The organism is Stenotrophomonas sp. STEN018 (genome assembly GCF_056760235.1).
Map to the genome: position 1 here is coordinate 134,295 of NZ_JBRREK010000003.1, position 25,091 is coordinate 159,385.

A 25,091-nucleotide genomic window follows, 5' to 3' on the forward strand; every position below is an offset into this window, starting at 1 on the left:
ATAGGCGAAGCACCCCCGATTCCGCAGCCGTCACCGGGAGTGAGCGGCGGCTGTGGGAGCGGCGTGAACCGCGAAGCTGATGTTGCTGAAGCCCTTGGCATCTTGTGCCATCTGATGATGTACCGGCTTCGCGGCTCACGCCGCTCCCACAAAAACGCCAGTCTGCATATCGACGACGTAGCCCGGGCTAGCGCTGTGTTTACCGGACAACCGGCTGCCGTTGCCAGCTGGTGCGCAGTCAGCCTGCTGCACCGCATCGAACGAGACCCCGGAACCTCCCCGCGACACGCCGCTTTCGTGTTTTCCGGCCGCAGCCACTGGCAGCACTGGCTCCAGCGACCTAACCCGAACGGATCATTCAGAAAAAGTCGCGGATCGAAAAAATCGCCTGTTAGACTGCAAAACCCCTTTCTGAACCGCGCCCTACATGACGCCAGTCCTGTTGCTACTGCTTGCGCTGCCCTTTCTGCTGGCAGCGGCCATCGCTCTCAATGGCCGCTTGTCGCGCAGTGCAGCCGCATGGACAGCAGCAGCGGCACCGGTTCTAGGTCTGGCCCTGCTCGGCAGCGTTACCCCGGCCGTGCTCGATGGCGAGATAGTCCGCAACAGCTGGCAATGGCTGCCACAGATCGGCCTGGATTTCAGCCTGCGGCTGGATGGCTTGGCCTGGATGTTCACCGGGCTGGTGCTCGGCATCGGCGCCCTGGTGGTGCTGTATGCGCACTACTACCTGTCGGCCAAGGACAGCGCGCGACGCTTCTACAGTTATCTGCTGCTGTTCATGGGCGCGATGCTGGGCATGGTGCTGGCCGGCAACCTGTTGCTGCTGATGGTGTTCTGGGAGCTGACCAGCATCAGTTCGTTCCTGTTGATCGGCTTCTGGTCGCACCGCAAGGACGCCCGCGAGGGCGCGCGCATGGCCTTGATCGTCACCGGTGGCGGCGGCCTGGCGCTGCTGGCTGGTGTGCTGCTGATCGGCCGCATCGTCGGTAGTTTCGATCTGGACGTGGTGCTGGCCTCGGGCGACCTGATCCGCGCCAGTACCTTGTACCCATGGGCACTGCTGCTGGTGCTGGCCGGCATCTTCACCAAGAGCGCGCAGTTCCCGTTCCACTTCTGGCTGCCACAGGCGATGGCCGCGCCGACCCCGGTATCGGCCTACCTGCACTCGGCAACGATGGTGAAGGCCGGCGTGTTCCTGCTGGCGCGCCTGCACCCCGCATTGGCCGGCACCGAGCTGTTCTTCTACGTGGTCAGCGGCATCGGCGCGCTCACCCTGCTGATCGGCGCCTGGAACGCGATCTTCCAGCATGATCTCAAAGGCCTGCTGGCCTATTCGACGATCTCGCACCTGGGCCTGATCACCCTGCTGTTCGGCCTGTCCACGCCGATGGCGGTAGTGGCCGGCGTGTTCCACATCCTCAACCACGCCACTTTCAAGGCCTCGTTGTTCATGGCCGCCGGCATCATCGACCACGAGACCGGCACCCGCGACATGCGCAGGCTCGGTGGCCTGCGCAAGCTGATGCCGATCACCAGCGCGCTGGCCATCGTCGCCTCGCTGGCGATGGCCGGCATCCCGCTGCTCAATGGCTTCCTGTCCAAGGAAATGCTGTTCGCCGAGGCATTGGCAACGCAGGGCCCGGACTGGATGCGACGGGCGATGAGTGCCGCCGCCCTGCTGGCCGGCATCCTCGGCGTCGCCTACAGCCTGCGCTTCGTCCACGACACCTTCTTCGGCAAGGGCCCGGTCGACATCGACGTGGTGCCACACGAGCCGCCGCGCTGGATGAAGGTGCCGGTGGAAGTGCTGGTGGTGATCTGCCTGGCCGTGGGCATCGCCCCGGCACTGACCATCGCGCCGGTGCTGCAGACTGCTGCCGCCTCCATCCTCGGCACCTCGATGCCGGAATACAGCCTTGCGGTCTGGCATGGCTTCAACCTGCCGCTGGCGATGAGCGCGCTCGGCGTGGTGGGTGGTGTTGCGCTGTACTTCGGCCTGCGCCGCTTCACCGATCTGTATGCCGCGCGCAACCGGCCGACCGGCAAGCACCTGTTCCATCGCGGTCTGGATGTGCTGTTCGGCTTCGCTCATCGCCTCACCACCGCGCTGGCCAATGGCAGCCTGCAGCGCATGCTGTTTGCGCTGGTGCTGGTGGCGGTGATCGTTGCCGCCGCACCTTACATCGCCAATCCGGTGATGCCGCTGTGGCCGGCTCCACAGACCATGCCGTTGCTGGGCTGGACGCTGTGGCTGGTGATGCTGGCCTGCGCCTTCGCCGGGCTGTTCCTGTACCAGCAGCGTCTGCTGGCGGTGATCGTGATGGGCGGTACCGGCTTGATGGTAGCGCTGACCTTCGTATTCCTGTCTGCGCCCGATCTGGCCCTGACCCAGCTGATGGTGGAAATGGTGACGTTGGCGCTGATGCTGCTGGGCATGAACTATCTGCCGACGCAGTCGCCGCCGGAGCACTCACGCTGGCGCAAGCGCCGTGATGCGGTGCTTGCCATCGTTGCCGGTGGCGGCATCGCCGCACTGGCCTACTCGCTGATGACGCTGCCGCCCAACACCATGTCCGGTGAGATGCTGCTGCGTTCGCTGCCCGAGGCCTATGGCCACAACGTGGTGAACGTGATCCTGGTCGATTTCCGCGGCTTCGATACCTTCGGCGAGATCACCGTGTTCGGCATCGCCGCGCTGGTGGTACACGCGATGTTGCGACGCTCACGGATGGCACCGGAACAGATCATGCCGGGCCCGCCGATCAAGCTGCCGGTGCCGGCCGATCTGGCCCAGATCATGTTCCCGCTGACACTCACGGTGTCGATCTTCCTGTTCCTGCGCGGCCACAACGCGCCCGGCGGCGGCTTCATCGCCGGCCTGGTGCTGGCGGTACCGCTGCTGATCCAGTACGTGATCCAAGGCACCGTCTCGGTGGAATCGCGCTTCGGCTTCGACTACATCCGCTGCATCGGCCTGGGTCTGTTGATTGCCCTGCTCAGCGGCGTGGCCTCGATGCTGTTCGGCGTGCCGTTCCTGACCAGTGGTCATCTGGATCTGGAGCTGCCATTGATCGGCACCGTACCGCTGGCCAGCGCGATTGGTTTTGATACCGGCGTCTACCTGGTGGTGTTTGGCGGGGTGATGCTGATCCTGTCGATGATGGGCACCATCAAGCCCTCGCGTACCCGCAATGCCCGCAACGGCGAAATCGATATCCACCGCCGTTCGGCACGCACCGGGGAGATGCACTGATGGAACTGGCACTGGCAAGCGCCATCGGCGTACTGGCCGGCATCGGCATCTACCTGCTGCTGCGCGCACGCAGCTTCGACGTGATCCTGGGCATGACCTTCCTGTCCTATGCCACCAACCTGCTGATCTTCAGCGCGGGCCGGCCGGTGATCGGCAAGGCACCGGTGCTCAAGGACGGCGTGGCCACCACCCTGACCCACTACACCGACCCGCTGCCGCAGGCGCTGGTACTGACCGCGATCGTGATTGCGTTTGCGATGACCGCGGTCAGCATCGTGTTGGCGATGCGTAGCCGCAGCGACAACCACAGCGACCATGTGGATGCGCACGAGCCCGAACTGCCGGCTGAGCAAGCGGCCAAGTCGAGGGGCGGCGCATGAATCATCTGGTGATCCTGCCGATCCTGATTCCGCTGCTCGGCGCTGCACTGTCCTTGTTCATCGAACACCGCCGCTACGGGCCCAAGGTGCAGCGCTCGGTGGCCTGGGCCAGCATGGCAGCCCTCGCCGTGGCAGTGGCGCTGCTGATCGCACAGACCAGCCAGGGTCAGATTTCGGCCTACCTGCTCGGCGACTGGCCGGCGCGCCTGGGTATCGCGCTGGTTGCCGATGGCCTGGCTGGTTGGATGCTGGGCACCACCCTGCTGCTGGCCATCGCCTGCCTGTTGTACGCCTGCACCGGTTGGGACCGACGCGCGCCGCACTTCCATGCGCTGTTCCAGTTCCAGCTGGTTGGCCTCAACGGCGCCTTCCTGACCGGCGACATCTTCAATCTGTTTGTGTTCTTCGAGGTGATGCTGATCGCCTCCTACGGCCTGCTGCTGTCCGGCGGGCGCGGCCTGCGCATGCGCATCGGCCTGCATTACGTGGTGTTCAACGTCACCGCCTCGACCCTGTTCCTGATCGCGTTGGGCATGCTCTACGCCACCCTGGGTTCCTTGAACATGGCCGAGATCGGCCAGCGCATCGCCGAGCTGCCGCCCTCGCACCTGAGCCTGGCCAAGGCCGCCCTGGGCTTGCTGCTGCTGGTGTTCTGCTCCAAGGCGGCACTGCTGCCGATGTACCTGTGGCTGCCCGAGTCCTATGCACGCGCGCCGGCCGCCGTCGCCGCGCTGTTCGTGATCATGACCAAGGTTGGCCTGTACTCGGTGCTGCGGGTGACCTCGCTGTGGTTCGATGCCGATGCTGGCGCGATGAGCGGCTATGGCAGCGACTGGCTGCTATGGGCCGGCATCGCCACCTTGGTGGTTGGCGCGCTGGGTGCGCTGGCAGCAACCCGCATGAGCGTGCTTGTGGCCTATCTGGTGGTCGTATCGGCTGCGACCTTGTTCATCGCCTTCGCGCTGGGCAGCGCCGGCACCATCTCCGCCGGCCTGTACTACCTGCCGCACAGCACCTTTGCCGCCGCCGCGTTGTTCCTGATCGCCGACCTGATGCGCCGCCGTCGCGTACAGGCCGACCGCCGCCGCGAACACGAGCTCACTGCCGTGCTGCCAAGCCGAACCGTGCCGGGCCTGTTGTTCCTGGTGGGCGCGGTTGCCGTGGCCGGCCTGCCGCCACTGGCCGGCTTCCTGGCCAAGGCTGCACTGCTCTCGGCAGTACCCGACGCGCATACCGCCGTGGTCTGGAGCGCGGTGCTGGGCAGCAGCCTGCTGGTGATCATGGGCCTGGCACGCACCGGCATCCGCCTGTTCTGGCGCGTTCCCGGTGATGATGATGCCGCCATACCCGACCCCGAACCGGTGGATGCGCCAGCGCGGCCATTTGAAACTGCCGCGACCTGTCTGCTGTTGGGCTATGTGGTGCTGATGACCATCTTCGCCGCCCCGCTGATGCGCCAGACCGACGCCATCGCCGCGCAGTTGCTGGCGCCGGATCAATACCTGCATGACGTACGCGGCACCACGCCGCAGCTGAGGCAGCCATGAGCGAACGTCGCCCCCTGCTGCGCCGGATCTTCCCCTCGCCAGCCCTGTCGATCACCGTGGTCGCGTTCTGGATGGTGATGTCCGACAGTTTCGACCTCGGACAGCTGGTACTTGGCCTGTTGCTGGGCGTGGTGATCCCCTTGTTCGCCGCGCGTCTGGACCGCGAGTTTGCCCGCCTCGGCACCTTGCGACCGGTGCCAAAGCTGTTGGCGGTGGTGCTGTGGGACATCCTGGTATCCAACCTGCGGGTGGCCGCGCAGGTGCTTGGACCCGAGCACAAGCTCAAGCCCGGTTTCATCTGGGTGCCACTGGATATCGCCAACATCCACGGCATCGCCGCGTTGACCAGTTTCATCACCCTGACCCCGGGCACCGTGTCGGCAGCCTTGTCCGAAGACCGCCGCCATCTGCTGGTGCACGTACTGCACCTTGAAGATGCCAACGCCCTGATCAACGAGATCAAGAGCCGCTACGAAGCGCCGCTGATGGAGATCTTCCCGTGAACGGTTACCAGATATTCGAAACCACGCTGGTGGTATGCATGCACGTGGTCGGCATCGCCATGCTGTTGGGCTTGTGGCGCCTGCTGCGCGGGCCGACTGTACCCGACCGCATCCTCGCGCTGGATACCTTGTCGGTCACCGCCATCGCCGAGCTGATGCTGTTCGGCATGTACCTGGACTCGGCCATCTACTTCGAGGCCGCGCTGATCATCGCCATGCTCGGCTTCTGCAGCACGGTGGTGCTGAGCAAGTTCGTGCTGCGCAGGGATATCGTCGAATGATCACGTTTCTGCAGATCGCGCTGTCGGCGCTGCTGGCCTTTGGCTGCTTCTTCATCCTGGTCGGCGCGCTGGGCCTGGTGCGCTTCTCCGATTTCTTCAAACGCCTGCACGCACCGACCAAGGCCAGCACACTGGGCGTGGGCTGCGTACTGGTGTGCTCGGTGGCGTATCACATCTTCCTCGGCCAGGACCCGCAGCCGCGCGAGCTGCTGATCACCGTATTCCTGTTCATCACCGCCCCGATCAGCGCCCATCTGATGGCCAAGGCCGCACTGTCGCTGATGATGGAAAGCCGCCCGGAGCCGCCAAAAGAGTAGTGCCGAGCCATGCTCGGCAAATGCTCCACCTGTAGTGCCGAGCCATGCTCGGCAAATGCTCCACCTGTAGTGCCGAGCCATGCTCGGCAAACGCTCCACCTAGTAGTGCCGAGCCATGCTCGGCAAACGCTCCACCTAGTAGTGCCGAGCCATGCTCGGCATTTGGCCTGCCCGGTAATGCCCCAGCGGACCATGGATCCGCTCTACAAACGCCGTCCTCTGTAGTGCCGAGCCATGCTCGGCATTGGGCTTTCCCGGCAATGCTCCTGCCGAGCATGGCTCGGCACTACAGGCACCACCTCAGCGCAACCGCAGCTGCGCGGCGTCATCAACCTGCACATGCGTCTGGTAGTAATACTTGTCACTGACGCGTTTGCCATCGGCAACGAACGCAATGCGCACCATCCGCGCAGTACCCTGTACCAGGATCGCGCGTCCCTTCAAGGCAGCGCCTGGATCGACACCATACAGCGCCACCATTTCCTGAAGCGCATCGGGCCCGATGCTGATGCTGAGATTGCGCGGATCGCGGTAATCCGATTGGGAGTTCAGGTACAACCTGCCATCGGCATTGCCACTGGCACGCACCGTCAGCGCAAACACCCCATCTACCCCGCGCTGCGGACCGGCCGCAGCCGCCAGCTGCACCGCCATAGCTGGGTCCACCCATGCCGTGCTTCGTTCAACATGGGCACATCCCACCAAGCCCATTGATAGAACCGACATCAACAACAGACTACGCATGCTCGACTCCTTGTCAGCCCAGAAACATTGATTCAAGCCCAACACCGGCGATGAGTACACGAGACAACGCCGCTGTACCTGTAGGAGCGGCGTAAGCCGCGAAGCCACTGCAACAGCTCCGGCAACATGGCTTGTGATTGCATTTGATCCCGCGCTTTCAACGCTGTCGGCTTCGCGGCTTATGCCGCTCCTACACGGCGAACAGCGCCAGCTCCAGCCCCACCCACGCCAGGAACGCGACGAACAGCACCGCGCCTTCGCCGCGGCTGATCTTCAGGTCGCCGCGCAGCATCGGGTAAAGCATCAGTACGAACACGATCGCCGCCGGCAACTCCAGCCGCACGAACGAGGCCGGCAACGGCATTGGCCGCAGCGCCGCCATGCCACCAATCACCACCAGCACGTTGAACAGGCTGGAGCCGATCACATGACCTACGACCATGTCGCCCTGCCCGCGTCGCGCGGCGGCAATGGCCGCAGCGACTTCCGGCAACGCGGTGCCGATGGCGACGGGCAACAAACCCGCCAGCAACGGCGACATACCCCAGCCAGCGCCGATCACCGGTGCCGCCTGCACCACGAAACGCGCGCCGTAGTACAGCACCACCGCAGCAATAACCAGACGGATGATGTTGAGCCCGAGCACCGTGCGGGTGGTTGCGTAATTGATGATGCTTTCCTGCAGCTCTGCCGGCTCATGCCGTGCACGCTTCAGCAGGAACGCCAACACACCGACAAAGCCCAGCAGCAACACGATGCCATCGATGCGGCTGATCGCGCCGTCCAGCCCGAACACGATCAAGGCCAGCGTCGCCACCGCCAGCAACACCAGCAGCGGCGACAGCAGGCGTGTGCGTACCACCAACGGGAAAGCCAACGCAGCCAGGCCCAGGGTCAGGCCGACATTGACGATATTGCTGCCGACAGCATTACCCAACGCCAATTCCTGCGCACCGACGGCGAAGGCGCGGGCATTGACCACCAGCTCCGGCAACGAGGTGCCGAAGGCCACCAGCAACAAGCCGGCGACAAAAGGAGACGCGCCGAAGCGCTGGGCCAAGCCGGAGGCGGCCTTGACGATGGAGTCACCGCCCAAGGCCAGCAGCACCAGTCCCAGCACAAACCATGCGATAGCTTCGAACATTGCGCCTCCCTCCCCTGCAGTAATGACGGCGGTGCCCGGAACATACCCGCGCTACTGCCTATGACCGCCGCAGCGTATCAGCCACAGCCTTCCACGTAATCCACTTGCGGCGGCAGGCCTACGCGCCAGAGCGTGGCCTTGCCGTTGGCGCCCAGTTCGAACATCAGCACGCCCTGGCTTCCGTCCGTTGCCGGCACCCGCAGCACCTTGCCGCCTTCCACGTATTTGTGCGGCTGCAGCGGCTCGGCCTGCGGGTAAAGCGCCTGTAGCTGGGCCAGATCCATGCCGATCTTGCCGCCGCCCGGAGCGGCGGTATCGCCACCGCGCACGTCGTAGCGGACGAACTTGCCGCCTTCCAGCATGAAGAACGGCCCGCCCTCACTGTGCGCAGCCGGCGACAGGTAATAGCAGCCGCCATCGGCCGCGGCATCGCCCTGCAGTTCGCCAGTCCACGCCGTACGCAGCTGATCAGCATCGATGCCCAACTGGGCGGCGCCATAGCCCTGCCAATCGGCGTCGCTGCTTGCCGCTGGCGCGGAACTGGCCGGGCTTGGCGCTGGCACCGGAGCTGCAGCAGGTTCGGCAGCTACCGGCGCGGCCGGCGGGGTGCGCTGGCAGGCCACCAGCAGCACGGCAAACAGGGGCATCGGCAGGGCAATACGCTTCATGCAGCAGCTCCGGACGGGTTTGTGGCCGAGTCTAGCGACAACGGTGGCCGGCCCGCGCGAAGACAGGCTTGTCATCGTGGTTTCACCTGATGGCGACAGGCTGGGCGCCTACGTCGCCCGTGCCCAACGCCCATGCAACCGCACAAGACCGAACTTGGCCACACCGTGCTGCAGACGCACCGCGCCGCGCTGGACCTGCGCCAGCGGCGGGCACTGATCCTGTGCGATGGCAAACGCAACCTGGCTGAGCTGAGTGGCATGCTCGGCAACGATGTGCCCGAGCTGATCGCGCAGCTGCAGCGCGACGGCTATCTGCAGGTGGATGCGGTGCCTGCCCCGGCCCCAATCGCGGCGCCTCCGGCAGCATCTGCCGTGGCCATGGCGCCCATCCCGACACCACCCGCCACGGTCGAACGGCGGCGCTCAATGGTCGCCGCACGCATCTATGTGCTGGATATCCTGGCGCTGCAGCGCAATCCCACCGCCGCGCAACTGCATAAGCTGCTGCAGGCAGCACGCGAGGAAGGCGATACCGTGCAGGCGCTGAAGCTGGCCCTCAGCCACCTACCGGCAATGACCTCGGACGGCTACACCCAGCGTGTGCGTGGGCGCCTGCAGGAAGTGCTGCCGGAAACGCATCTGGCAGCGGTACTGGAACCAGCACCGCTGCCGGCGTGAATCACTCCTTGGGCAGAGTGAAGTTGTTGCGCAGCCCGCTCCAGCAGGCCTGATAGCCGCGCTGGCGGTGCGCGGCGTCCATCGCCTGCTCGGTCGGGCAGATCACGCCACGGGTTTCGAACATGAAGGCCATGGTGTCCCGGATCACGTCCGGCTTGGATAGGTCAGCGTGCGAGGCCTTGTCGAAGGTGGCCGCATCCGGGCCGTGGCCGGTCATGCAGTTGTGCATCGACGCACCGCCCGGCACGAAGCCTTCAGCCTTGGCGTCGTAGGCGCCGTGGATCAGGCCCATGAACTCGCTGGCGATGTTGCGGTGGAACCACGGCGGGCGGAACGTGTTCTGCGCCACCAGCCAACGCGGCGGGAAGATCACGAAATCCAGGTTGCTGGTACCCGGGGTATCGCTGGCCGAATGCAGCACCAGGAAGATCGACGGATCCGGGTGGTCATGGCTGATCGAGCCGATGGTGTTGAAGTGGCGCAGGTCGTAGCGGTACGGCGCGTAGTTGCCGTGCCAGCCGACCACGTCGAGCGGTGAGTGGCCGATATCGGCGCGCCATAGGCGGCCCTGGAACTTGGCGACCAGCTCGAACTGGCCGTCGAGGTTTTCGTAGGCGGCGACCGGGGTTTCGAAGTCGCGCGGGTTGGCCAGGCCATTGCTGCCGATCGGGCCGAGGTCGGGCAGCTTCAACAGCGCACCGAAGTTCTCGCAGACATAGCCGCGCGCCTGCCCGTCCAGCAGCTCGACCGCGAAGCGCACGCCGCGCGGGATCACCGCGATCTGCTGCGGTTCGATCTCGATCACGCCCATCTCGGTGCGCAGGCGCAGGCGGCCCAGCTGCGGCACGATCAGCAACTCGCCGTCGGCGTTGTAGAAATAGCGGCCGCGCATGTCGGCATTGGCGGCGTACAAGTGGATGCCTGCGCCGGTATGCGCTTCGGCCGAGCCGTTGCCGCCCATCGTGTACAGGCCATCGATGAAGTCGGTGGGCGTGGTGGGCAGCGGCAGCGGATCCCAGCGCAGCTGGTTCGGCGATGCAGCGGCCTTGCTGAAATCGCTGTGCAGGCGCGGCTGCTCGAACGGGGTGAACTCACCATGCATCGCCGCCGGGCGGATGCGGTACAGCCAGCTGCGGCGGTTGCTGCCGCGCGGCGCGGTGAAGGCGGTGCCGGTCAGCTGCTCGGCGTACAGCCCGTGCGCCACCTGCTGCGGCGAGTTACGACCCACCGGCAAGGTGCCGGGCACAGCCTCGGTGGCGAATTCATTACCGAAGCCGGATTGATAAGCGTTGCTGACCATGGTGACGGCCTTCGTTCTGCAGTTGAACCCCTCTCCCGCGTGCGGGAGAGGGGTTGGGGTGAGGGGAAGCTTTTGAATTGATCCTAAAGCAACTGGCTGTTTGGGTAACCGTGGAAATCAACAGCAACTGCAAGAGCTTGCCCTCACCCCAACCCCTCTCCCGCAAGCGGGAGAGGGGCTTTGAGCAAAGGCTTCAAGCAGAGCCTCAAGCAAAGGCTTCAAGCAGAACCTCGAGCAAAGGCCCTAAGCAAAGCTTTTACAGCACACCACGATCCATCTGGTCGCGCTCGATGCTTTCAAACAAGGCCTGGAAGTTGCCTTCGCCAAAACCTTCGTTGCCCTTGCGCTGGATGATCTCGAAGAAGATCGGGCCGATGCAGTTCTTGGTAAAGATCTGCAGCAGCTTGCGCTGCTTGGTTTCCGGGTCGGCATCGATCAGGATCTTGTTCCTGCGCAGGCGCTCGACGTCTTCGCCATTGTTCGGGATGCGCAGGTCGACGACGTCGAAGTAGGTGTCCGGCGTGTCCAGGAAATCAATACCCTGCGCACGCATCGCTTCGACGGTGTCGTAGATGTTGTCGGTGAAGCAGGCGATGTGCTGGATGCCCTCGCCCTTGTAAGCGTCCAGGTATTCGTTGATCTGGCTCTTGGGGTCGGACGACTCGTTGAGCGGGATGCGCACGACGCCGTCCGGCGCGGTCATCGCCTTGGACACCAGGCCGGTCTTGGCACCCTTGATGTCGAAGTAACGGATCTCGCGGAAGTTGAACAGGCGCTCGTAATAGTCCGACCACTGCTGCATGTTGCCCAGGTACAGATTGTGGGTCAGGTGGTCGATGAAGGTCAGGCCGAAGCCAACCGGGTTCTGGTCAGCACCTTCAATCGGCTCGTAGTCGGCGTCGTAGATGCTTTCGGCACCGCCGTAACGATCCACCAGGTACAGCATGCAATCGCCGATGCCCTTGATCACCGGCGCCGGCACAGCGCGGGTCTCGGCCAGCAGGTCCACTTCCTCGGCACCGTTGCCCAGGGCCATGGCAAGCACTTCGTCAGCCGGCTTCTGGAAGCGTATGGCGAAGCCGCAGGCGCTCGGGCCGTGCTTGGCGGCGAAGTCGGCGGCGAACGAATTCGGCTCCTCGTTCACAAGAAAGTTGACGCCGCCTTGACGGTAGACGGTAATAGCACGCTGCCGGTGGCGGAGGACGGCTGTGAACCCCATGTTCTTGAAGTAAGCGTGCAGCTGGGCAGCCTGCCCCGCCGGTGCGCCGAATTCGACGAACTCAAAACCATCGATGCCCATCGGGTTTTCAAAGGTGGTGACCTGCATGCCCAGGTTGGGCGCGTTGGATGCAGTAGGGGTGTTCATGGATTGCCTCCGGAAGCATGGCGGTCGCCGGGGTACCGGCGATGAAAACAGGAAGATCCGCCGCAAAAAGCGGGTCTGGACCGAAGGTTATAGTTTCACATGAAACCACCATCAAGGTGCACTGCAGCATGAGCTCTTCCGATTACAGCAAGTCCACCAGCATCCGCGCCTCGCACGTGTTGCTGGATCTTGAGCAGTTCCTGCCTTACCGCATCAGCGTGTTGTCCAACCGGGTCAGCGCCAACATCGCCCGGCTGTACGGCGAGCGCTATGGCCTGGCCATTCCCGAATGGCGTGTGATCACCATCCTGGCGCTGTATCCGGGCTCCTCGGCCAGTGAAGTGTCCGAGCGCACGGCAATGGACAAGGTGGCCGTCAGCCGCGCCGTGGCGCGTCTGCTGGAGCGCGGTTTCATCAAACGCGAGACCCATGGCGATGATCGTCGCCGCTCGGTGCTGGCGCTTTCCGCCGCAGGCTTCGAGGTCTACGAGACCATCGCGCCGATGGTGATCGAGATGGAACGGCGGCTGATGTCGGCGCTCACCGAGGACGAAGAACAGGTACTCGAACGTCTGATCACGCGCTTGGCCGATGCCGGTCTGCAGCGCATGAACGAGGGTTGATCGTCGCCGACGATCAACTCAGGTGCTTGCGCCGCGCATAGATCCACGGCGCGGCAAGCGCCGCGATCGCACCACCTGCAAAACCCAATGCCGCCGCCACCGCCGCCGCTTCCACGCGGCCGGGCAAAGCCAATGCTGCAAGCAGCAACAGGCCGGCCGGCAGACCGATGAACGAGGTCAGGAAGAACCGCCAGCGCGGCACCCAGGTGTGCAGCTGCATCAGGCTGGCGCCGGTCCAGGCATCGTTGGCTTGGTCACGTCTGATTTTGTCCACCAGCTTGACCAGATCGACTTCGGCAGCGCCTTTACCCATACGTGCCAACGCCAGTTCCGCGCCAACTTCGGCCGGTATCGGCCAGTTGGATGGCCACGCCTGCGGCGCGGCCACGCCATAAGCAGTCAACAGCGGCAGTGACAAGGCGGGCACCGGCAGCGCGCGCAGCCGTCGCTTGTCCATCACGCACCAGAACTGGGTCAGGCCGTCATTGTTGACCTGGTAGAGCGCCAACTGTTCCGGCGCCGGGTACGGCAAGGCCGTCACCCGCGCTGCCATCGATTCAACGCCCATCGCGCGCAGAAAGCCGACGCGGCTGCGGCCGGATTGCGCCCAGCCCAGGCCCAGCGGCGACAGCAGCATGACTTCGGCGTGATCGCTGATGCCGCTATTGGCGCGCTCATCGCTGGCCAGAAAGGCCGACAAGGAATTGGGTTCGGCCACATCGGCCTTGCCCCAACGCTGCGAATGGCCGAGCAGGAACTTCAACGGCACCCGTGCGGCGACAGTCTCGCCACGTACGTTGTCGGAAGCGAACGGCACCACGCTGGCGACGAAGGCGCGCAGCTCATTGCCGGGCGATGCACTCCACTCCGGCGGCAGCAGGCCGGCCAGCAAGCCATTGCGGGTCAGCCGATCAATCTGTTCTTTCTGCTCGACCAGTCGTGTAACTGCCGACTGCAACATGATGTTGGGCGGCACTGCGGCCTGCGGCAGCCGGTAGCGCGGCGGTACCGCAGACTCTTCCGGCGCTGCGCTTTCGTCCAGCAGCTCGTCCACCGTGGGCAGGCTGGTACCGGACAGGTCCTGTTCGGCGGTCGCGACGGTACTGGAATCGGAGCTGGCAGCTGGCTGCATGATGAGTGAGGGCAAGGAGCCGGATGCAGAGGGATTGATCCGTTAGCGGCCGCGAGCGAACAAAATGAAGATGACGGCTGTGGCTTTGCCCCCTCCCTTTGGCCAACGGCCAAGGGGAGGGCTAGGGAGGGGTGCTTTGGCTTTGGCTTTGGCTTTGGCTTTGGCTTTGGCTTTGGCTTTGGCTTTGGCTTTGGCTTTGGCTTCCAGCCGACAGCAAACAGCAAACAGCAAACAGCAAGGGCAAAGATCAAAAGCACCCCTCCCCAACCCTCCCCTGCGCTATGCGCAAGGGAGGGCAAAAAAAACGGCGCCTCTCGGCGCCGTTTTCGTTCAACCACATCGCAGGCTTACTTCGCCGGCGGTGCCCACGCTTTGAGGAAGGCATCGAACTTGGCGCGATCGTAACCCTTGCCCTTCTCAAGATCGCCAGTGAACTGCGAGTGCAGCAGCTGGCCTTCGGCATCCAGCACGAACAGGTGCGGGTAACCCTTGATCTCGGGGAAGCGCGCAAGGAACTCGGCGTTCTCGTTCTCTTCGCTGTAGTTGACCTTCATCCACACGTAGTTGGCATCGCGGAAGCGGCGCAGCTCCGAGTCACCTTCCATGAAGGCGTCCAGCAGATGGCACCAGGAGCACCACTCACCACCCACGTCCAGGATGATCCGCTTGCCACCGCGCTGGGCCTCGACCTTGGCCGTTTCCAGATCCGCGGCCGGGTCGCGGGCCGGGTCGAACTGTGCATTGAGCCCAGCCACCGCGGCGATATCCGCCGCGGTGGGGGTATTGCCCGATGCCACCGGTTGGCTGGTATCAGCCACCGGCGCCTTCTGTTCGGAGGTATCCAGCGGTTGCACCTTCTCAGGTTTGGCGGCAGGTGGTTGATTGCAGCCAACCAGCGCCACGCTGAGCAACAGGGGAAGCATTCCGAACAGCAGTTTCATCGCGTTACTCCTTACTTCACACCGTGCATGAGCTTCTGCACAAACGGGGCGATCAGGAACAGCAGCACCCCGCCGCCGATCAGGATCCAGAAGCCCATCGTGTAACCGGAATGGGCCGACTGTACGGTCATGCCACCGGCGCCACTGACGTGGCCAGCGAACAGACCGGCCAGATTGTTGCCGATGCCGGTGGACAGGAACCAGCCACCCATCGCAAAGCCAACCAGACGCACCGGAGCCAGCTTGGTCACCATCGACAGGCCGATCGGCGACAGGCACAGCTCACCGATGGACTGGATCCAGTACACCGCGAACAGGGTCCAGAACGGGATCTTGTTGGTGCCCGGGTCAAGCATGCTGGACAGCGCGAACATCAGCAGCAGGAAGGCCAAGCCATTGAAGATCAGGCCCAGGCCGAATTTACGCGGGATCGACGGATTGGCCTTGCCCAGACGCACCCACAGCCAGGCCAGGACCGGCGCCAGAGTGATGATGGCCACCGAGTTGACCGACTGGAACCAAGCGGTCGGGAAGGTCCAATCGCCGAACTGGCGGTCGACAATACGCTCGGCCAGGAAGGTAAACGAGCTACCGGCCTGTTCGAAGAACATCCAGAACAGCACGTTGAAAGTGAAGATGATCAGCATCGCGACCACCCGGTTACGCGCAATCTTGCCCTCGCGCGCGCCTTCGACCAGCAACATGATGCCCAGGCCGATGAACATCGCAGTCAAGATCACCTGCAGCACATTGGCGCCAGCATTGAGCAGACCGTACATCACCGGGATGGCGACCAGGCAGGCGATGGCGGTCTTGATGACCGGGCCACTGCCCTGCTTGTCGGGCAGCGGCGCGCCGATGCCCTTCAGGTGGTGGCGCTCGAACTGGAACCAGATCAGGCTGATCAGCATGCCGATGCCCGAGGCAATGAACACCATCTTGTAAGCCGGCATCGCGTCGGTGCCAAACACCTTCTGCGCGAGGATCTGGGTGAGGATCGGCGAGATCATCGCACCCATGTTGATGCCCATGTAGAAGATGGTGAAGCCCGAATCACGGCGCTCGTCATCCAACTTGTACAGCTTGCCCACCATCGTGGAGATGTTCGGCTTGAACAGGCCGTTGCCGACGATGATCGTCGCCAGGCCCAGATTGAACACCTGATGGTTGGGGATGGCGATCATGAACAAGCCGGCGGCCATGATCACCGCGCCCATCAGGATCGAACGTTGGTAACCGATGATCCGATCGGCCGCATAACCGCCGAAGATCGCAGCGGCATACACCAGCGCCAGGTAGGCACCGTAGGTATGGCTGGCCGATTCCTCACCCTTGGCATCGCCGCCAAAGAACTGCGACACGATGTACAACACCAGTGCCCAGCGGATGCCGTAGAACGCGAAGCGTTCCCAGAACTCGGTCATGAACAGCATCCACAGCGGACGCGGATGGCCGAGGGTGGTCTTGAACTCCGGCACGGGCGCCGGGGTTGGTGCGGAATTCGGCGCGGCAGCGCTCATGCGGTGTCCCCTGATGATTCGTTGGGTAAGTAATGCAAACAAGTCGGCCGGAACCGGCGCGACGGGCGAGGATCACAGAAGCGTCGGCTTCACGTCAAATACATACTGCTGCAACCAACAGCCGCGCCATGGCTGGGGCGGGCTCCCCGAGCCCAGCCCATGCTGCAGCGCAAGCCGCTGAATAGGTTGAATTTTCAACCCTGACAAGGGCTCAGGCGTCGCCGCGGATGGTGGTGCGCACTTCGAACAGCTCGGGGAAGAAGGTCAGCTCCAGCGCCTGCCGCAGGAAGCCCACGCCGCTGGAACCGCCGGTACCGCGCTTGAAACCGATCACCCGCATCACCGTGCGCATGTGGCGGAAGCGCCACAGCTGGAACTGGGTTTCCAGGTCCACCAGGTCCTCGCACAGCGAGTACTCACGCCAGTAGCGGTCGGTATCCTGATAGATGTTCTCGAACACTTGGCGCAGCGCCGGGTCGCTGATATGCGACTGGGTCCAGTCATGGCCTTCGTACGCCGCCGGGATCGGATGGCCGAAGCGCGACAGGTAGGCCAGGAACTCCTCGTACAGGCTGGGCGCCTCCAGCACCTCACGCAGCTGCGCCTGCCCTTCCGGGTCGTGGGCGAACACATTGAGCATGTCGGCGTTCTTGTTGCCGAGCAGGAATTCGATATAGCGGTACTGCAGCGACTGGAAGCCCGAGGACGGGCCCAGCACGTCGCGGAAGCCCATGTACTCGGAGGGGGTCAAGGTCTCCAGCACTGCCCACTGCTCGGTCAGCAGGCGCAGCACCTGCTTGGCCCGGGCCAGCACCTTGCGGCACTGCCAGACCTCGTCGCGCTGCATGTGGCCGCGGGCAGCGCGCAGCTCATGGCCGAGCAGCTTGAGCCACAGCTCCGAGGTCTGGTGCTGGATGATGAACAGCATTTCGTCGTGGTGCGGCGGGTTGGACAGCGGCTGCTGGGCCGTCAGCAACTGGTCCAGGCGCAGATAGCCGCCGTAGGTGAGCCGGCCCTGCAGGTCGGTATGGATACCGGCTTCGAGCTCACGCTGGTTCTTTTCTACGGTCATCGGCCTGGCCATCTAATGGGGCGGCAAGGGTAACGCAGCGTTGGACCTTCTGTAGTGCCGACCCATGGTCAGCAGGGGGGGTACTAGGAATGCCTCTGCCGACCATGGGTCGGCACTACGCCCCCTCCCTTTGCCGCAGGCAAGGGGAGGGCTGGGGAGGGGTGCCTTGGATGTGGCTTTAAAGCCCAAAACAGGAACCTGCAAAATCGCCTAGCAAGAATAGAGCCCCCCTCCCCAGCCCTCCCCTGCGCAACGCGCAAGGGAGGGAGCGGAATCCCTGCTCCTGCGCAAACGGAATCGAAACACGCGCAAACCCCAGCGGCGCGACAATGTGCCGTTCCTGTTGTCACAGACTGAATACGTTGTAATTGCTCGCCCGAGTCTAGTTCCGCGGAACAAACCTGGCCCGTACCCGGTCAGTCTTGTTGCGGCGCAGGACGGCTTTTTCGGACTGAGTCCTTACCATGCGTAATTCCTATCATTTGAAACCATCTGTCTAAGGTGTTGCTGCAATGACGGTTTCCGCCCAGTTCCAAATCGATTACCTGCAGTACCTGGATGCCGAAGGCAACCTGGTACGTGACGATCTCCCCGCCTCGCTGCGTGACCCACGCTCGCTGCTGCCGATGTTCAAGCAGATGCTGGCCACGCGGGTGTTCGACACCAAGTCCGTGGCGCTGCAGCGCACCGGCAAGCTCGGCACCTTTGCCTCCTGCCTGGGCCATGAAGCGGCCCACGTCGGTATCGGCGCAGCCATGAAGAGCGGCGACGTGTTCGCCCCCAGCTACCGCGAGTACGGCGCCATGTTCATGCGCGGCGTGCGCCCGCGTGACGTCCTGATGTACTGGGGCGGCGACGAGCGCGGCAGCGATTACGACCGCGAAAGCGATGCGGTCCGCGATTTCCCGATCTGCGTGCCGATCTCGACCCAGTGCCTGCATGCGGCCGGCTCGGCACTGTCGTTCAAGCTGCGCAACATGCCGCAGGTTGCTGTCACCGTCTGCGGTGATGGCGGCAGCTCCAAGACCGACTTCTACGCTGCGGTGAACTCTGCCGGCGCCTACAAGCTGCCGCTGATCCTGTGCGTGGTGAACAACGGCTGGGCCATCTCGGTGCCGCGTTCGGCCCAGACCGGCGCCGAAACCCTGGCCCAGAAGGGCCTGGCTGGCGGCCTGTTCTGCCTGCAGGTGGACGGCAACGACCTGATCGCCGTGATGGCGGCGATGGAACAGGCACGCGAGCGTGCGCTGTCTGGCCAGGGCGGCACGGTGCTGGAATTCCTCACCTACCGCCTGTCCGACCACACCACCGCCGACGACGCCCGCCGCTACCGCGACGACGCCGAAGTGAAATCGGCCTGGTTGAAGGAACCGCTGATCCGCCTGCGCAAGTACCTCACCGCGCACGGCGTATGGAGCGAAGAAGAAGAAAAGAACTGGATCGCCGAATGCGGCACCCGCGTGGATGAGGAGGTCAACGCCTACCTCAACTGCCCGGTGCAGCCGGTCGAGGCGATGTTCGACTATCTGTATGCCGATCCGCCGCCGGACCTGCTGGCGCAGCGTGCTGCCGCCATCGCCCTGGAGCAGCGTCATGGATGACATCAAGCGCAATGCGCCTGTCACCTCGGCCAGCCACGATCACGGCGTCGCGCACAGCGCGGCGAGCAACAGCGGAGACAACCCGATGACCGCCACCCCGATCACCCTCATCGAAGCCGTCACCCAGGCGCTTGCCTGGGAAATGGAACACGACCCCTCGGTGCTGGTGCTGGGCGAAGACGTGGGCGTCAACGGCGGCGTGTTCCGCGCCACCGCCGGCCTGCAACAACAGTTCGGCTCGCAGCGCGTGCTCGACACCCCGCTGGATGAAACCACCATCGCCGGCCTCACCGTCGGCCTGGCCGCACAGGGCATGAAGCCGGTGGCCGAAGCCCAGTTCGACGGCTTCGTCTACCCGATGGTCGATCACCTGATCTGCCACGCCGCACGCCTGCGCAACCGCACCCGTGGCCGCCTGCACTGCCCGATGGTGCTGCGCGTGCCGTGGGGCGGTGGCATCCGCGCGCCGGAACACCACAGCGAAGCCAACGAAGCCATCTTCACCAATGTGCCGGGCATGCGCGTGGTGCTGCCGTCCAGTCCGCAGCGCGCCTACGGCCTGCTGCTGGCCGCGATCCGCGAGCCGGATCCGGTGATCTACATGGAGCCCAAGCGCATCTACCGCCAGTACAAGGAAGTGGTCGTCAATGACGGCGAAGCACTGCCGCTGGACGTGTGCTTCGTGCTGCGTGATGGCACCGACGTGACCCTGGTCACCTGGGGCGCACAGGTCAAGGAAGCACTGGAGGCGGCCGACAAGCTGGCCGGCGAAGGCATCAGTGCCGAAGTCATCGACGTGGCCACGCTGCGTCCGCTGGACTTCGCCACCATCGCTGAATCGGTGGCCAAGACCGGCCGTTGCGTGATCGTGCAGGAAGCGCCGAAGACCGCTGGTTTTGGTGCCGAAATCGCCGCACGCCTGGCCGAAGAGTCGATCTACGACCTGCTGGCACCGGTCGAGCGCGTTGCCGGCTATGACACCCACATCCCGCTGTTCCGTCTGGAAATGAAGTACCTGCCCAGCGTTGAGCGGATTGTGACCGCCGCCAAACGCGCGGTTGCGGCGGGCTGACATGCTGGCACGCTTGATTGGCAGCTACCGCAGCCAATACCGCAACCCCCTGCAGTTCCGTACCGGGCAGATTGTCGAGCTCGGTGTACGCGACGAAGAATGGCCTGCCTTCGCCTGGGTGAAAACCAGCGAAGGCAGCGCCGGCTGGGCGCCGGTGGCCTGGCTGCAGGTATTGGACAATGGCCGTGCCGAAGCGCTGCGTGACTACAGCGCACGCGAGCTGGACGTTGACCGCGGGGAGCAGGTAAGGCTGCATCACGAACATGGTGGCTGGTGGTGGTCCGAGCGCGCCGATGGCGCGCAGGGCTGGCTACCGGCACGCGAACTTGAATTGCTGGAAGAGAAACTCACATGAGCCAGACCAAGAATTTCAACCTGCCCGACCTGGGCGAAGGCCTGCCGGACGCGACCATCGTTGAATGGTTCGTCAAGGAAGGCGACGTGATCAAGCTCGACGAGCCGCTGGTGGCAATGGAAACCGCCAAGGCCGTGGTCGAAGTGCCCTCGCCGTACTCCGGCAAGGTACTGAAGCTGGCCGGCCCCGCCGGTGACATCGTGGTGACCGGCCACGTGCTGGCCAGTTTCGAGCTCGACCCCAACCTGCCGCAGCGCGCCGAAGGCCAGGACACCGGCCATCACCACGGCGCACCGGCCGAAGCCGCGCCCGCTCCAGTTGCCGCTCCGGCACCGGTCGCTGCCGCTGCCGCCGAACGTGCAGACGAAGGCACCGTGGTCGGCGCGATGGTCAGCTCCAATGCCGTGCACACCGAACAGGCCGTGGCCGTTGGCGGCGTCAAAGCAGTGCCAGCCGTGCGTGCAATGGCACGCAAGCTCGGCGTCGACCTGAGCCGCGTGCGCGCTACTGGCGGCGACGGCGCGGTGACGATGAATGATGTGAAGCAGGCGGCGGCAAACCCGTCGGCGTTGCTCCCCTCTCCCACCGGGACGGGGGCCGGAGGTTCGATCGTTACTGCAGCTGCCGTACCCTCACCCCAACCCCTCTCCCAGGGGGAGAGGGGCTCAAGCCGCACCCCGCTGTCTGCCGCTGGCAAGCCGATGCGCACCGCTCCTCCCGGTGTCGTCGCCAAGGGCCAGCCGGAACCGCTGAAGGGCGTTCGCCGCAACATGGCGCGGGTAATGGCTGATGCGCACAGCAAGGTCGTGCCGACCACGCTCAGCGACGATGCCGACATCCATGCCTGGGCACCGGGCAACGACATGACCTCGCGTCTGGTCCGCGCCATCGTCAGCGCCTGTCAGGCCGTGCCGGCAATGAATGCCTGGTTCGACGGTGACAACCTCACCCGCACCCTGCATGCCCAGGTCGACATCGGCATTGCGGTGGATACCGACGATGGCCTGTTCGTGCCGGCCCTGCGCAATGCCGACATGCTCGATGCTCGCGGCGTGCGTGAAGGCATCAACCGCCTGCGCCAGCAGGTGGAAGACCGCTCGATCGCCCCGTCGGAGCTGAGCGGTTACACCATCAGCCTGTCCAACTTCGGCATGTTCGCCGGTCGCTACGCCACTCCGGTGGTGGTACCGCCGTGCGTTGCCATCGTTGCCGCCGGCCGTGCCCGCTTCCAGGTCACCCCGGTGATGGGCGGCATTGAAACGCATAAGGTCATCCCACTGTCGGTCACCTTCGATCACCGCGCCTGCACCGGCGGCGAAGCGGCGCGCTTCCTGCGCGTGCTGATTGATGATCTGGCCAAGATTCACTGATAGTTTTCTAGTAGCGTTATTTGAGGCCCGCAGCGATGCGGGCCTTTTTTTGACTTGGCGTTTGCTTTGGGGTTGCTTGTGCCTTGCTTTGGGTCTGCTTGGGGTTCGCTTGTTAGAAGCTTCCCCTCACCCCAACCCCTCTCCCGCAGGCGGGAGAGGGGCTCGGATCGCTCGCGCTCGTAGTGCACTAGCCCCTCTCCCGCTTGCGGGAGAGGGGTTGGGGTGAGGGGAGCTATTGATCTTCATCTCTCGCCCAATCAATACCAGCCCCAAAAAACATCACCCACCTGTAACGCCAACCCACAATTCCAGCGCTACGATTACCCCACCCACACAGTCACCCAAAAACCACCATGGGCACCTGGACCTGCAGCAACTGCAAGGAAGTCAACGAAGACTCCTTCGACCAGTGCTGGAAATGCGGCACCCATGCCGACGGCGCACCGCCACCACGCGACTACCACCCTGACGACAGGCGCAGCTGGACCCAACCGCCGCGTTTGATCGATTGTCCACGCTGCCCCGGCATGCACATGGAGTTCATCGGCCGCAAGCGCTTCCATGAAGGCGCGCAGGCCATGCCCTTCCTGCTTGGCGATATCGGCGAGTTGTTCGTCAACCGCGAGGAATTCGACCTGCATGCCTGCCCGAGCTGCGGCAAGGTGGAGTTGTTCCTGTCCAATCGCGTGCGCTGAACACAGCAACCACAGGCGGGCCGCCGATGCGTTACCAGCGTTGCTTGATCCTGCTGTTCATTGCGATGTACCTGCTGATGCTGCTCGGCGGTGCCGCACTCAAGCCCGGCTATTCGCCGCTGTCGCAATACATCAGCGAACTCGGCGCGACCGGCAGCGCGCACGCACGGCTGATCAGCCTGCTCGGTTTCATTCCTGTTGGCATAGTGGCCGCACTACTGCTGTGGGCGTTTGCCGCAACAGCGCCGGTGACCGGTGCCAGCCGGGTCGGCTATTGGCTGCTGTTGTTCGAGCCGTTGGCGTGGATAGGCTCAGCCTTGGCGCCCTGCGATCTTGGCTGTCCGGACAGTGGCAGTCTGGCGCAGACACTGCACACCCTGCTGGGCCTATTTACCTATCCGGGTACCGCACTCGGGCTGATTCTGCTCGCCACTGCGCCTGCGATCCGCCCGACCACACGTGTGCTGTGGATCGCGCTGGCAGCGCTATGGCTGCTGCTGTTCGTATTGATGGGACTCGATCCATTGCAGCCCTGGCGCGGACTACTGCAGCGCCTGGCCGAATGGTGCGTCTACGGCGCCTTGTGCATCAGTGCTTGGCGGCTGAGCGCTCCAACGCATACTCGATAACGCGAGCAACCGGATAGGCGTTTTACGCTGCGCTCCTCTTCCCCCGGAGCATCCGCATGAGCCACCGCAGCCGTCTGGCCGGCTTCATCATTGATTGCCAAGGCACCGACAGCGATGCTGCTGCCGCGTTCTGGGCGCCTGCACTCGGCCTGAAAGCAGAACCTGGCTACACCGAAGACGATGGCGCGCAATACGCCGAGCTGTTGGGCGCGCCAGCTGAGCTGCACGTGGAAGTGCAGCGCGTTGATCACGCATCACGCGTGCATCTGGATATCGAGGCCGACGATATCGATGCCGAAGCCAACCGGCTTGAGGCATTGGGAGCACGCCGCATCGGCAGGATCAAGCGCTGGTGGGTAATGGAAGCACCAACCGGCCATCGCTTCTGCATCGTGCAGATGAAGCACCCAGAACGTGGCCCAGCGCCCAATACATGGGAGTGACTCAAAATTTTCACAGCAGCCTTCAGCGAGCTGTTTTGGAATATTGGATCAACTTCAAGGAGTGAACAGCATGGGTTTAATCACCGGAATGATCGTGGGCGGACTGGGTGGCTTGGCCGCCGTCAACATCCTCGCGCTGATGGCGAAGAACAGCGGCAGGCCGCATGACCTCACCACCTTCAGCTCCGACGAGAATGTGCTGGCCAAGGTAGATGCCTGGGCAAGCGAACATGGTTATCGTCTGGTCCGCGACATCGACGGCACCCGCGTCTATCGCAAGGGCAACAACATCCTGACCTCGCCGATGTATCTGGAAGTAAGCCAGGACGGGAACAAGTACAGCGTCAAGAGCTACACCCAGATCAACGGCTTCATCCTGCGTGGTGACATGGCGCTCACTGGCGATACCTTCATCGCCAAGCTGCCGCGCTCGATGGCCAAGAAGGCGCAGAACACCTTGTTCGCGTCCTTGAACGTTCCTGGCTTGCCCTGAGCGCGGAACAGCGCGTTCGCCGCCTGCAACGCGCAACCCGGGGATAATGTGCGCTCTCCGCCCACCGGAACCGCAGCAATGCCCCCTTCTGTTTCGCTACAAAACGCACGCGTGCTGGTTGCCGGCGGCAGCCGCGGCATCGGCCTGGCCATCGCCCAGGCCTTTGCCCGCGACGGCGCGAAAGTCAGCATCTGTGCACGTGGTGCAGCGGCGCTGCAGCAGGCAGCCGAACTACTGCTGCGCGATGGTGCAGCTGCCGCGCACACACAGAGTTGCGACCTCGCCGATCCAGCGCAGATTCAAGCCTGGATCGATGCCGCTGCAGCCGAGCTGGGCGGCGTCGACATCCTCATCAACAATGCCTCCGGCTATGGCAACGGCAATGACGATGCCAGCTGGCAGGCCGGTTTCGATATCGACCTGATGGCAGCCGTGCGCGCCAACTGCGCTGCCCTGCCATATCTGCGCCTGAGCGCGATGCCTGCCATCCTCAACATCAGCTCGATCAATGCCTCGGTGCCGACGCCGCGCGCAGCGGCCTACTCCGCTGCCAAGGCCGCATTGAACTACTACACCACCAGCCTGGCGACCGAGCTCGCACGCGAGCGCATCCGGGTCAATGCACTGGCCCCGGGCTCGATCGAGTTCCCCGGCGGGCTCTGGGACCAACGCCGCAGCAGCGCCCCCGAGCTGTACGAGCAGATCCGCGCCAAGATCCCGTTCGGTGGCTTCGGCAATGTCGAAGACGTGGCCAATACCGCCGTGTTCCTGTGCTCGCCAGCGGCGCGTTGGATCACCGGTCAGGTACTGGCGGTGGATGGCGGGCAGTCGCTGCCGGCCGGAGCCTCGCCTGCTGTTTGTGGGGGGGGGGGGGGGGGGGGGGGGGGGGGGGGGGGGGGGGGGGGGGCGGGGGGGGGGGGGGGGGGGGGGGGGGCCCGCCCCCCCCGCGCCCGCGGGCCCG

25 protein-coding genes and 1 pseudogene are annotated in these 25,091 nt (G+C 64.2%); 17 read left to right on the forward strand and 9 right to left on the reverse strand.

The annotated features are described in order from the left end of the window. The first annotated feature begins 427 nt into the window (after positions 1-427). The 6 genes from ACVOMB_RS02430 to ACVOMB_RS02455 are packed head-to-tail and all read left to right on the forward strand — an operon-like array spanning position 428 to position 6,284. Positions 428-3,256, forward strand: coding sequence for a monovalent cation/H+ antiporter subunit A (locus ACVOMB_RS02430; protein ID WP_481529706.1), 2,829 nt, complete (start codon positions 428-430; stop codon positions 3,254-3,256). Beyond that, positions 3,256-3,636 (forward strand): Na+/H+ antiporter subunit C, encoded by a 381-nt coding sequence (locus ACVOMB_RS02435; protein WP_481529707.1) that lies wholly within the window; start codon positions 3,256-3,258, stop codon positions 3,634-3,636. The genes ACVOMB_RS02430 and ACVOMB_RS02435 overlap by 1 nt, the downstream gene beginning before the upstream one ends. Then, entirely contained in the window at positions 3,633-5,183 is a 1,551-nt protein-coding gene (locus ACVOMB_RS02440) for a monovalent cation/H+ antiporter subunit D (RefSeq protein WP_481529708.1), read from the forward strand. Before ACVOMB_RS02435 ends, ACVOMB_RS02440 begins: the two co-directional genes overlap by 4 nt. Next, a complete protein-coding gene (locus tag ACVOMB_RS02445) occupies positions 5,180-5,686 on the forward strand; it encodes a Na+/H+ antiporter subunit E (RefSeq protein WP_481529709.1) in 507 nt (168 codons plus the stop codon). Before ACVOMB_RS02440 ends, ACVOMB_RS02445 begins: the two co-directional genes overlap by 4 nt. 38 nt (positions 5,687-5,724) lie before the next feature. Beyond that, on the forward strand, positions 5,725-5,967 hold the full coding sequence (locus ACVOMB_RS02450) for a K+/H+ antiporter subunit F (RefSeq protein ID WP_231732514.1): 243 nt from the start codon (positions 5,725-5,727) through the stop codon (positions 5,965-5,967). Then, positions 5,964-6,284, forward strand: a complete 321-nt coding sequence (locus ACVOMB_RS02455) for a Na+/H+ antiporter subunit G (protein WP_405051648.1) — start codon at positions 5,964-5,966, stop codon at positions 6,282-6,284. Before ACVOMB_RS02450 ends, ACVOMB_RS02455 begins: the two co-directional genes overlap by 4 nt. 300 nt (positions 6,285-6,584) lie before the next feature. On the opposite strand, the gene ACVOMB_RS02460 is transcribed toward ACVOMB_RS02455, so the two are convergent. The 3 genes from ACVOMB_RS02460 to ACVOMB_RS02470 form a co-directional block, all read right to left on the reverse strand. Continuing rightward, on the reverse strand, positions 6,585-7,028 hold the full coding sequence (locus tag ACVOMB_RS02460) for a hypothetical protein (RefSeq protein ID WP_481529710.1): 444 nt from the start codon (positions 7,026-7,028) through the stop codon (positions 6,585-6,587). Positions 7,029-7,218: 190 nt separating this feature from the next. Beyond that, positions 7,219-8,172 carry a calcium/sodium antiporter gene (locus tag ACVOMB_RS02465; RefSeq protein ID WP_481529711.1) on the reverse strand — a complete coding sequence of 318 codons (954 nt, stop codon included), beginning with the start codon at positions 8,170-8,172 and terminating at the stop codon, positions 7,219-7,221. A gap of 77 nt (positions 8,173-8,249) precedes the next feature. Next, a complete protein-coding gene (locus tag ACVOMB_RS02470; protein WP_481529712.1) occupies positions 8,250-8,840 on the reverse strand; it encodes a lectin in 591 nt (196 codons plus the stop codon). A gap of 132 nt (positions 8,841-8,972) precedes the next feature. On the opposite strand from ACVOMB_RS02470, the gene ACVOMB_RS02475 reads away from it, so the two are divergent. Beyond that, a complete protein-coding gene (locus tag ACVOMB_RS02475; protein ID WP_481529713.1) occupies positions 8,973-9,518 on the forward strand; it encodes a hypothetical protein in 546 nt (181 codons plus the stop codon). A 1-nt stretch (position 9,519) separates the two neighbouring features. Here ACVOMB_RS02475 and hmgA read toward each other — a convergent pair whose 3' ends face one another. Both hmgA and hppD read right to left on the reverse strand, forming a co-directional pair. After that, positions 9,520-10,818 carry a homogentisate 1,2-dioxygenase gene (gene hmgA, locus ACVOMB_RS02480; RefSeq protein WP_481529714.1) on the reverse strand — a complete coding sequence of 433 codons (1,299 nt, stop codon included), beginning with the start codon at positions 10,816-10,818 and terminating at the stop codon, positions 9,520-9,522. A 256-nt stretch (positions 10,819-11,074) separates the two neighbouring features. After that, on the reverse strand, positions 11,075-12,184 hold the full coding sequence (hppD, locus tag ACVOMB_RS02485) for a 4-hydroxyphenylpyruvate dioxygenase (protein ID WP_481529715.1): 1,110 nt from the start codon (positions 12,182-12,184) through the stop codon (positions 11,075-11,077). Positions 12,185-12,312: 128 nt separating this feature from the next. Between hppD and ACVOMB_RS02490 the strand changes: the two genes are divergently transcribed. After that, positions 12,313-12,807, forward strand: a complete 495-nt coding sequence (locus tag ACVOMB_RS02490; RefSeq protein ID WP_481517892.1) for a MarR family winged helix-turn-helix transcriptional regulator — start codon at positions 12,313-12,315, stop codon at positions 12,805-12,807. Positions 12,808-12,820: 13 nt separating this feature from the next. Here the strand turns inward: ACVOMB_RS02490 and ACVOMB_RS02495 are convergent, their stop codons facing one another. The 4 genes from ACVOMB_RS02495 to ACVOMB_RS02510 all read right to left on the reverse strand — a co-directional run bounded on the left by ACVOMB_RS02495 (position 12,821) and on the right by ACVOMB_RS02510 (position 17,472). Further along, positions 12,821-13,954, reverse strand: a complete 1,134-nt coding sequence (locus tag ACVOMB_RS02495) for a hypothetical protein (protein WP_481529716.1) — start codon at positions 13,952-13,954, stop codon at positions 12,821-12,823. A gap of 332 nt (positions 13,955-14,286) precedes the next feature. Then, entirely contained in the window at positions 14,287-14,880 is a 594-nt protein-coding gene (locus ACVOMB_RS02500) for a thioredoxin family protein (protein ID WP_481529717.1), read from the reverse strand. 11 nt (positions 14,881-14,891) lie between these two features. Further along, a complete protein-coding gene (locus tag ACVOMB_RS02505; RefSeq protein WP_481529718.1) occupies positions 14,892-16,400 on the reverse strand; it encodes a peptide MFS transporter in 1,509 nt (502 codons plus the stop codon). Between the two features lie 211 nt (positions 16,401-16,611). After that, positions 16,612-17,472: a tryptophan 2,3-dioxygenase gene (locus ACVOMB_RS02510; RefSeq protein ID WP_481529719.1), complete on the reverse strand. Its 861-nt coding sequence runs from the start codon at positions 17,470-17,472 to the stop codon at positions 16,612-16,614. Positions 17,473-17,984: 512 nt separating this feature from the next. On the opposite strand from ACVOMB_RS02510, the gene pdhA reads away from it, so the two are divergent. The 9 genes and pseudogenes from pdhA to ACVOMB_RS02555 form a co-directional block, all read left to right on the forward strand. After that, positions 17,985-19,073 (forward strand): pyruvate dehydrogenase (acetyl-transferring) E1 component subunit alpha, encoded by a 1,089-nt coding sequence (gene pdhA / locus ACVOMB_RS02515; RefSeq protein ID WP_481529720.1) that lies wholly within the window; start codon positions 17,985-17,987, stop codon positions 19,071-19,073. Further along, positions 19,066-20,145, forward strand: a complete 1,080-nt coding sequence (locus ACVOMB_RS02520) for an alpha-ketoacid dehydrogenase subunit beta (RefSeq protein WP_481529721.1) — start codon at positions 19,066-19,068, stop codon at positions 20,143-20,145. Before pdhA ends, ACVOMB_RS02520 begins: the two co-directional genes overlap by 8 nt. 1 nt (position 20,146) lies before the next feature. Further along, positions 20,147-20,500 carry an SH3 domain-containing protein gene (locus tag ACVOMB_RS02525; protein ID WP_313170923.1) on the forward strand — a complete coding sequence of 118 codons (354 nt, stop codon included), beginning with the start codon at positions 20,147-20,149 and terminating at the stop codon, positions 20,498-20,500. Continuing rightward, on the forward strand, positions 20,497-21,870 hold the full coding sequence (locus ACVOMB_RS02530; protein WP_481529722.1) for a dihydrolipoamide acetyltransferase family protein: 1,374 nt from the start codon (positions 20,497-20,499) through the stop codon (positions 21,868-21,870). The genes ACVOMB_RS02525 and ACVOMB_RS02530 overlap by 4 nt, the downstream gene beginning before the upstream one ends. Before the next feature lie 353 nt (positions 21,871-22,223). Next, positions 22,224-22,565 carry a hypothetical protein gene (locus ACVOMB_RS02535; protein ID WP_481529723.1) on the forward strand — a complete coding sequence of 114 codons (342 nt, stop codon included), beginning with the start codon at positions 22,224-22,226 and terminating at the stop codon, positions 22,563-22,565. A 26-nt stretch (positions 22,566-22,591) separates the two neighbouring features. Next, entirely contained in the window at positions 22,592-23,194 is a 603-nt protein-coding gene (locus ACVOMB_RS02540; RefSeq protein WP_481529724.1) for a DUF998 domain-containing protein, read from the forward strand. A gap of 56 nt (positions 23,195-23,250) precedes the next feature. After that, a complete protein-coding gene (locus tag ACVOMB_RS02545; RefSeq protein WP_481529725.1) occupies positions 23,251-23,637 on the forward strand; it encodes a VOC family protein in 387 nt (128 codons plus the stop codon). A 70-nt stretch (positions 23,638-23,707) separates the two neighbouring features. Beyond that, positions 23,708-24,130, forward strand: a complete 423-nt coding sequence (locus ACVOMB_RS02550; protein ID WP_481529726.1) for a hypothetical protein — start codon at positions 23,708-23,710, stop codon at positions 24,128-24,130. A gap of 78 nt (positions 24,131-24,208) precedes the next feature. Then, positions 24,209-24,964: pseudogene (locus ACVOMB_RS02555) on the forward strand (SDR family NAD(P)-dependent oxidoreductase); the annotation flags it as partial. Between the last annotated feature and the right edge of the window lie 127 nt (positions 24,965-25,091).

Coding starts and splice junctions, on each gene's coding strand:
- ACVOMB_RS02430 (WP_481529706.1), top strand. CDS start 428: ATGACGCCAGTCCTGTTGCTACTGCTTGCGCTGCCCTTTCTGCTGGCA.
- ACVOMB_RS02435 (WP_481529707.1), top strand. CDS start 3,256: ATGGAACTGGCACTGGCAAGCGCCATCGGCGTACTGGCCGGCATCGGC.
- ACVOMB_RS02440 (WP_481529708.1), top strand. CDS start 3,633: ATGAATCATCTGGTGATCCTGCCGATCCTGATTCCGCTGCTCGGCGCT.
- ACVOMB_RS02445 (WP_481529709.1), top strand. CDS start 5,180: ATGAGCGAACGTCGCCCCCTGCTGCGCCGGATCTTCCCCTCGCCAGCC.
- ACVOMB_RS02450 (WP_231732514.1), top strand. CDS start 5,725: ATGCACGTGGTCGGCATCGCCATGCTGTTGGGCTTGTGGCGCCTGCTG.
- ACVOMB_RS02455 (WP_405051648.1), top strand. CDS start 5,964: ATGATCACGTTTCTGCAGATCGCGCTGTCGGCGCTGCTGGCCTTTGGC.
- ACVOMB_RS02460 (WP_481529710.1), bottom strand. CDS start 7,028: ATGCGTAGTCTGTTGTTGATGTCGGTTCTATCAATGGGCTTGGTGGGA.
- ACVOMB_RS02465 (WP_481529711.1), bottom strand. CDS start 8,172: ATGTTCGAAGCTATCGCATGGTTTGTGCTGGGACTGGTGCTGCTGGCC.
- ACVOMB_RS02470 (WP_481529712.1), bottom strand. CDS start 8,840: ATGAAGCGTATTGCCCTGCCGATGCCCCTGTTTGCCGTGCTGCTGGTG.
- ACVOMB_RS02475 (WP_481529713.1), top strand. CDS start 8,973: ATGCAACCGCACAAGACCGAACTTGGCCACACCGTGCTGCAGACGCAC.
- hmgA (WP_481529714.1), bottom strand. CDS start 10,818: ATGGTCAGCAACGCTTATCAATCCGGCTTCGGTAATGAATTCGCCACC.
- hppD (WP_481529715.1), bottom strand. CDS start 12,184: ATGAACACCCCTACTGCATCCAACGCGCCCAACCTGGGCATGCAGGTC.
- ACVOMB_RS02490 (WP_481517892.1), top strand. CDS start 12,313: ATGAGCTCTTCCGATTACAGCAAGTCCACCAGCATCCGCGCCTCGCAC.
- ACVOMB_RS02500 (WP_481529717.1), bottom strand. CDS start 14,880: ATGAAACTGCTGTTCGGAATGCTTCCCCTGTTGCTCAGCGTGGCGCTG.
- ACVOMB_RS02505 (WP_481529718.1), bottom strand. CDS start 16,400: ATGAGCGCTGCCGCGCCGAATTCCGCACCAACCCCGGCGCCCGTGCCG.
- ACVOMB_RS02510 (WP_481529719.1), bottom strand. CDS start 17,472: ATGACCGTAGAAAAGAACCAGCGTGAGCTCGAAGCCGGTATCCATACC.
- pdhA (WP_481529720.1), top strand. CDS start 17,985: ATGACGGTTTCCGCCCAGTTCCAAATCGATTACCTGCAGTACCTGGAT.
- ACVOMB_RS02520 (WP_481529721.1), top strand. CDS start 19,066: ATGGATGACATCAAGCGCAATGCGCCTGTCACCTCGGCCAGCCACGAT.
- ACVOMB_RS02525 (WP_313170923.1), top strand. CDS start 20,147: ATGCTGGCACGCTTGATTGGCAGCTACCGCAGCCAATACCGCAACCCC.
- ACVOMB_RS02530 (WP_481529722.1), top strand. CDS start 20,497: ATGAGCCAGACCAAGAATTTCAACCTGCCCGACCTGGGCGAAGGCCTG.
- ACVOMB_RS02535 (WP_481529723.1), top strand. CDS start 22,224: ATGGGCACCTGGACCTGCAGCAACTGCAAGGAAGTCAACGAAGACTCC.
- ACVOMB_RS02540 (WP_481529724.1), top strand. CDS start 22,592: ATGCGTTACCAGCGTTGCTTGATCCTGCTGTTCATTGCGATGTACCTG.
- ACVOMB_RS02545 (WP_481529725.1), top strand. CDS start 23,251: ATGAGCCACCGCAGCCGTCTGGCCGGCTTCATCATTGATTGCCAAGGC.
- ACVOMB_RS02550 (WP_481529726.1), top strand. CDS start 23,708: ATGGGTTTAATCACCGGAATGATCGTGGGCGGACTGGGTGGCTTGGCC.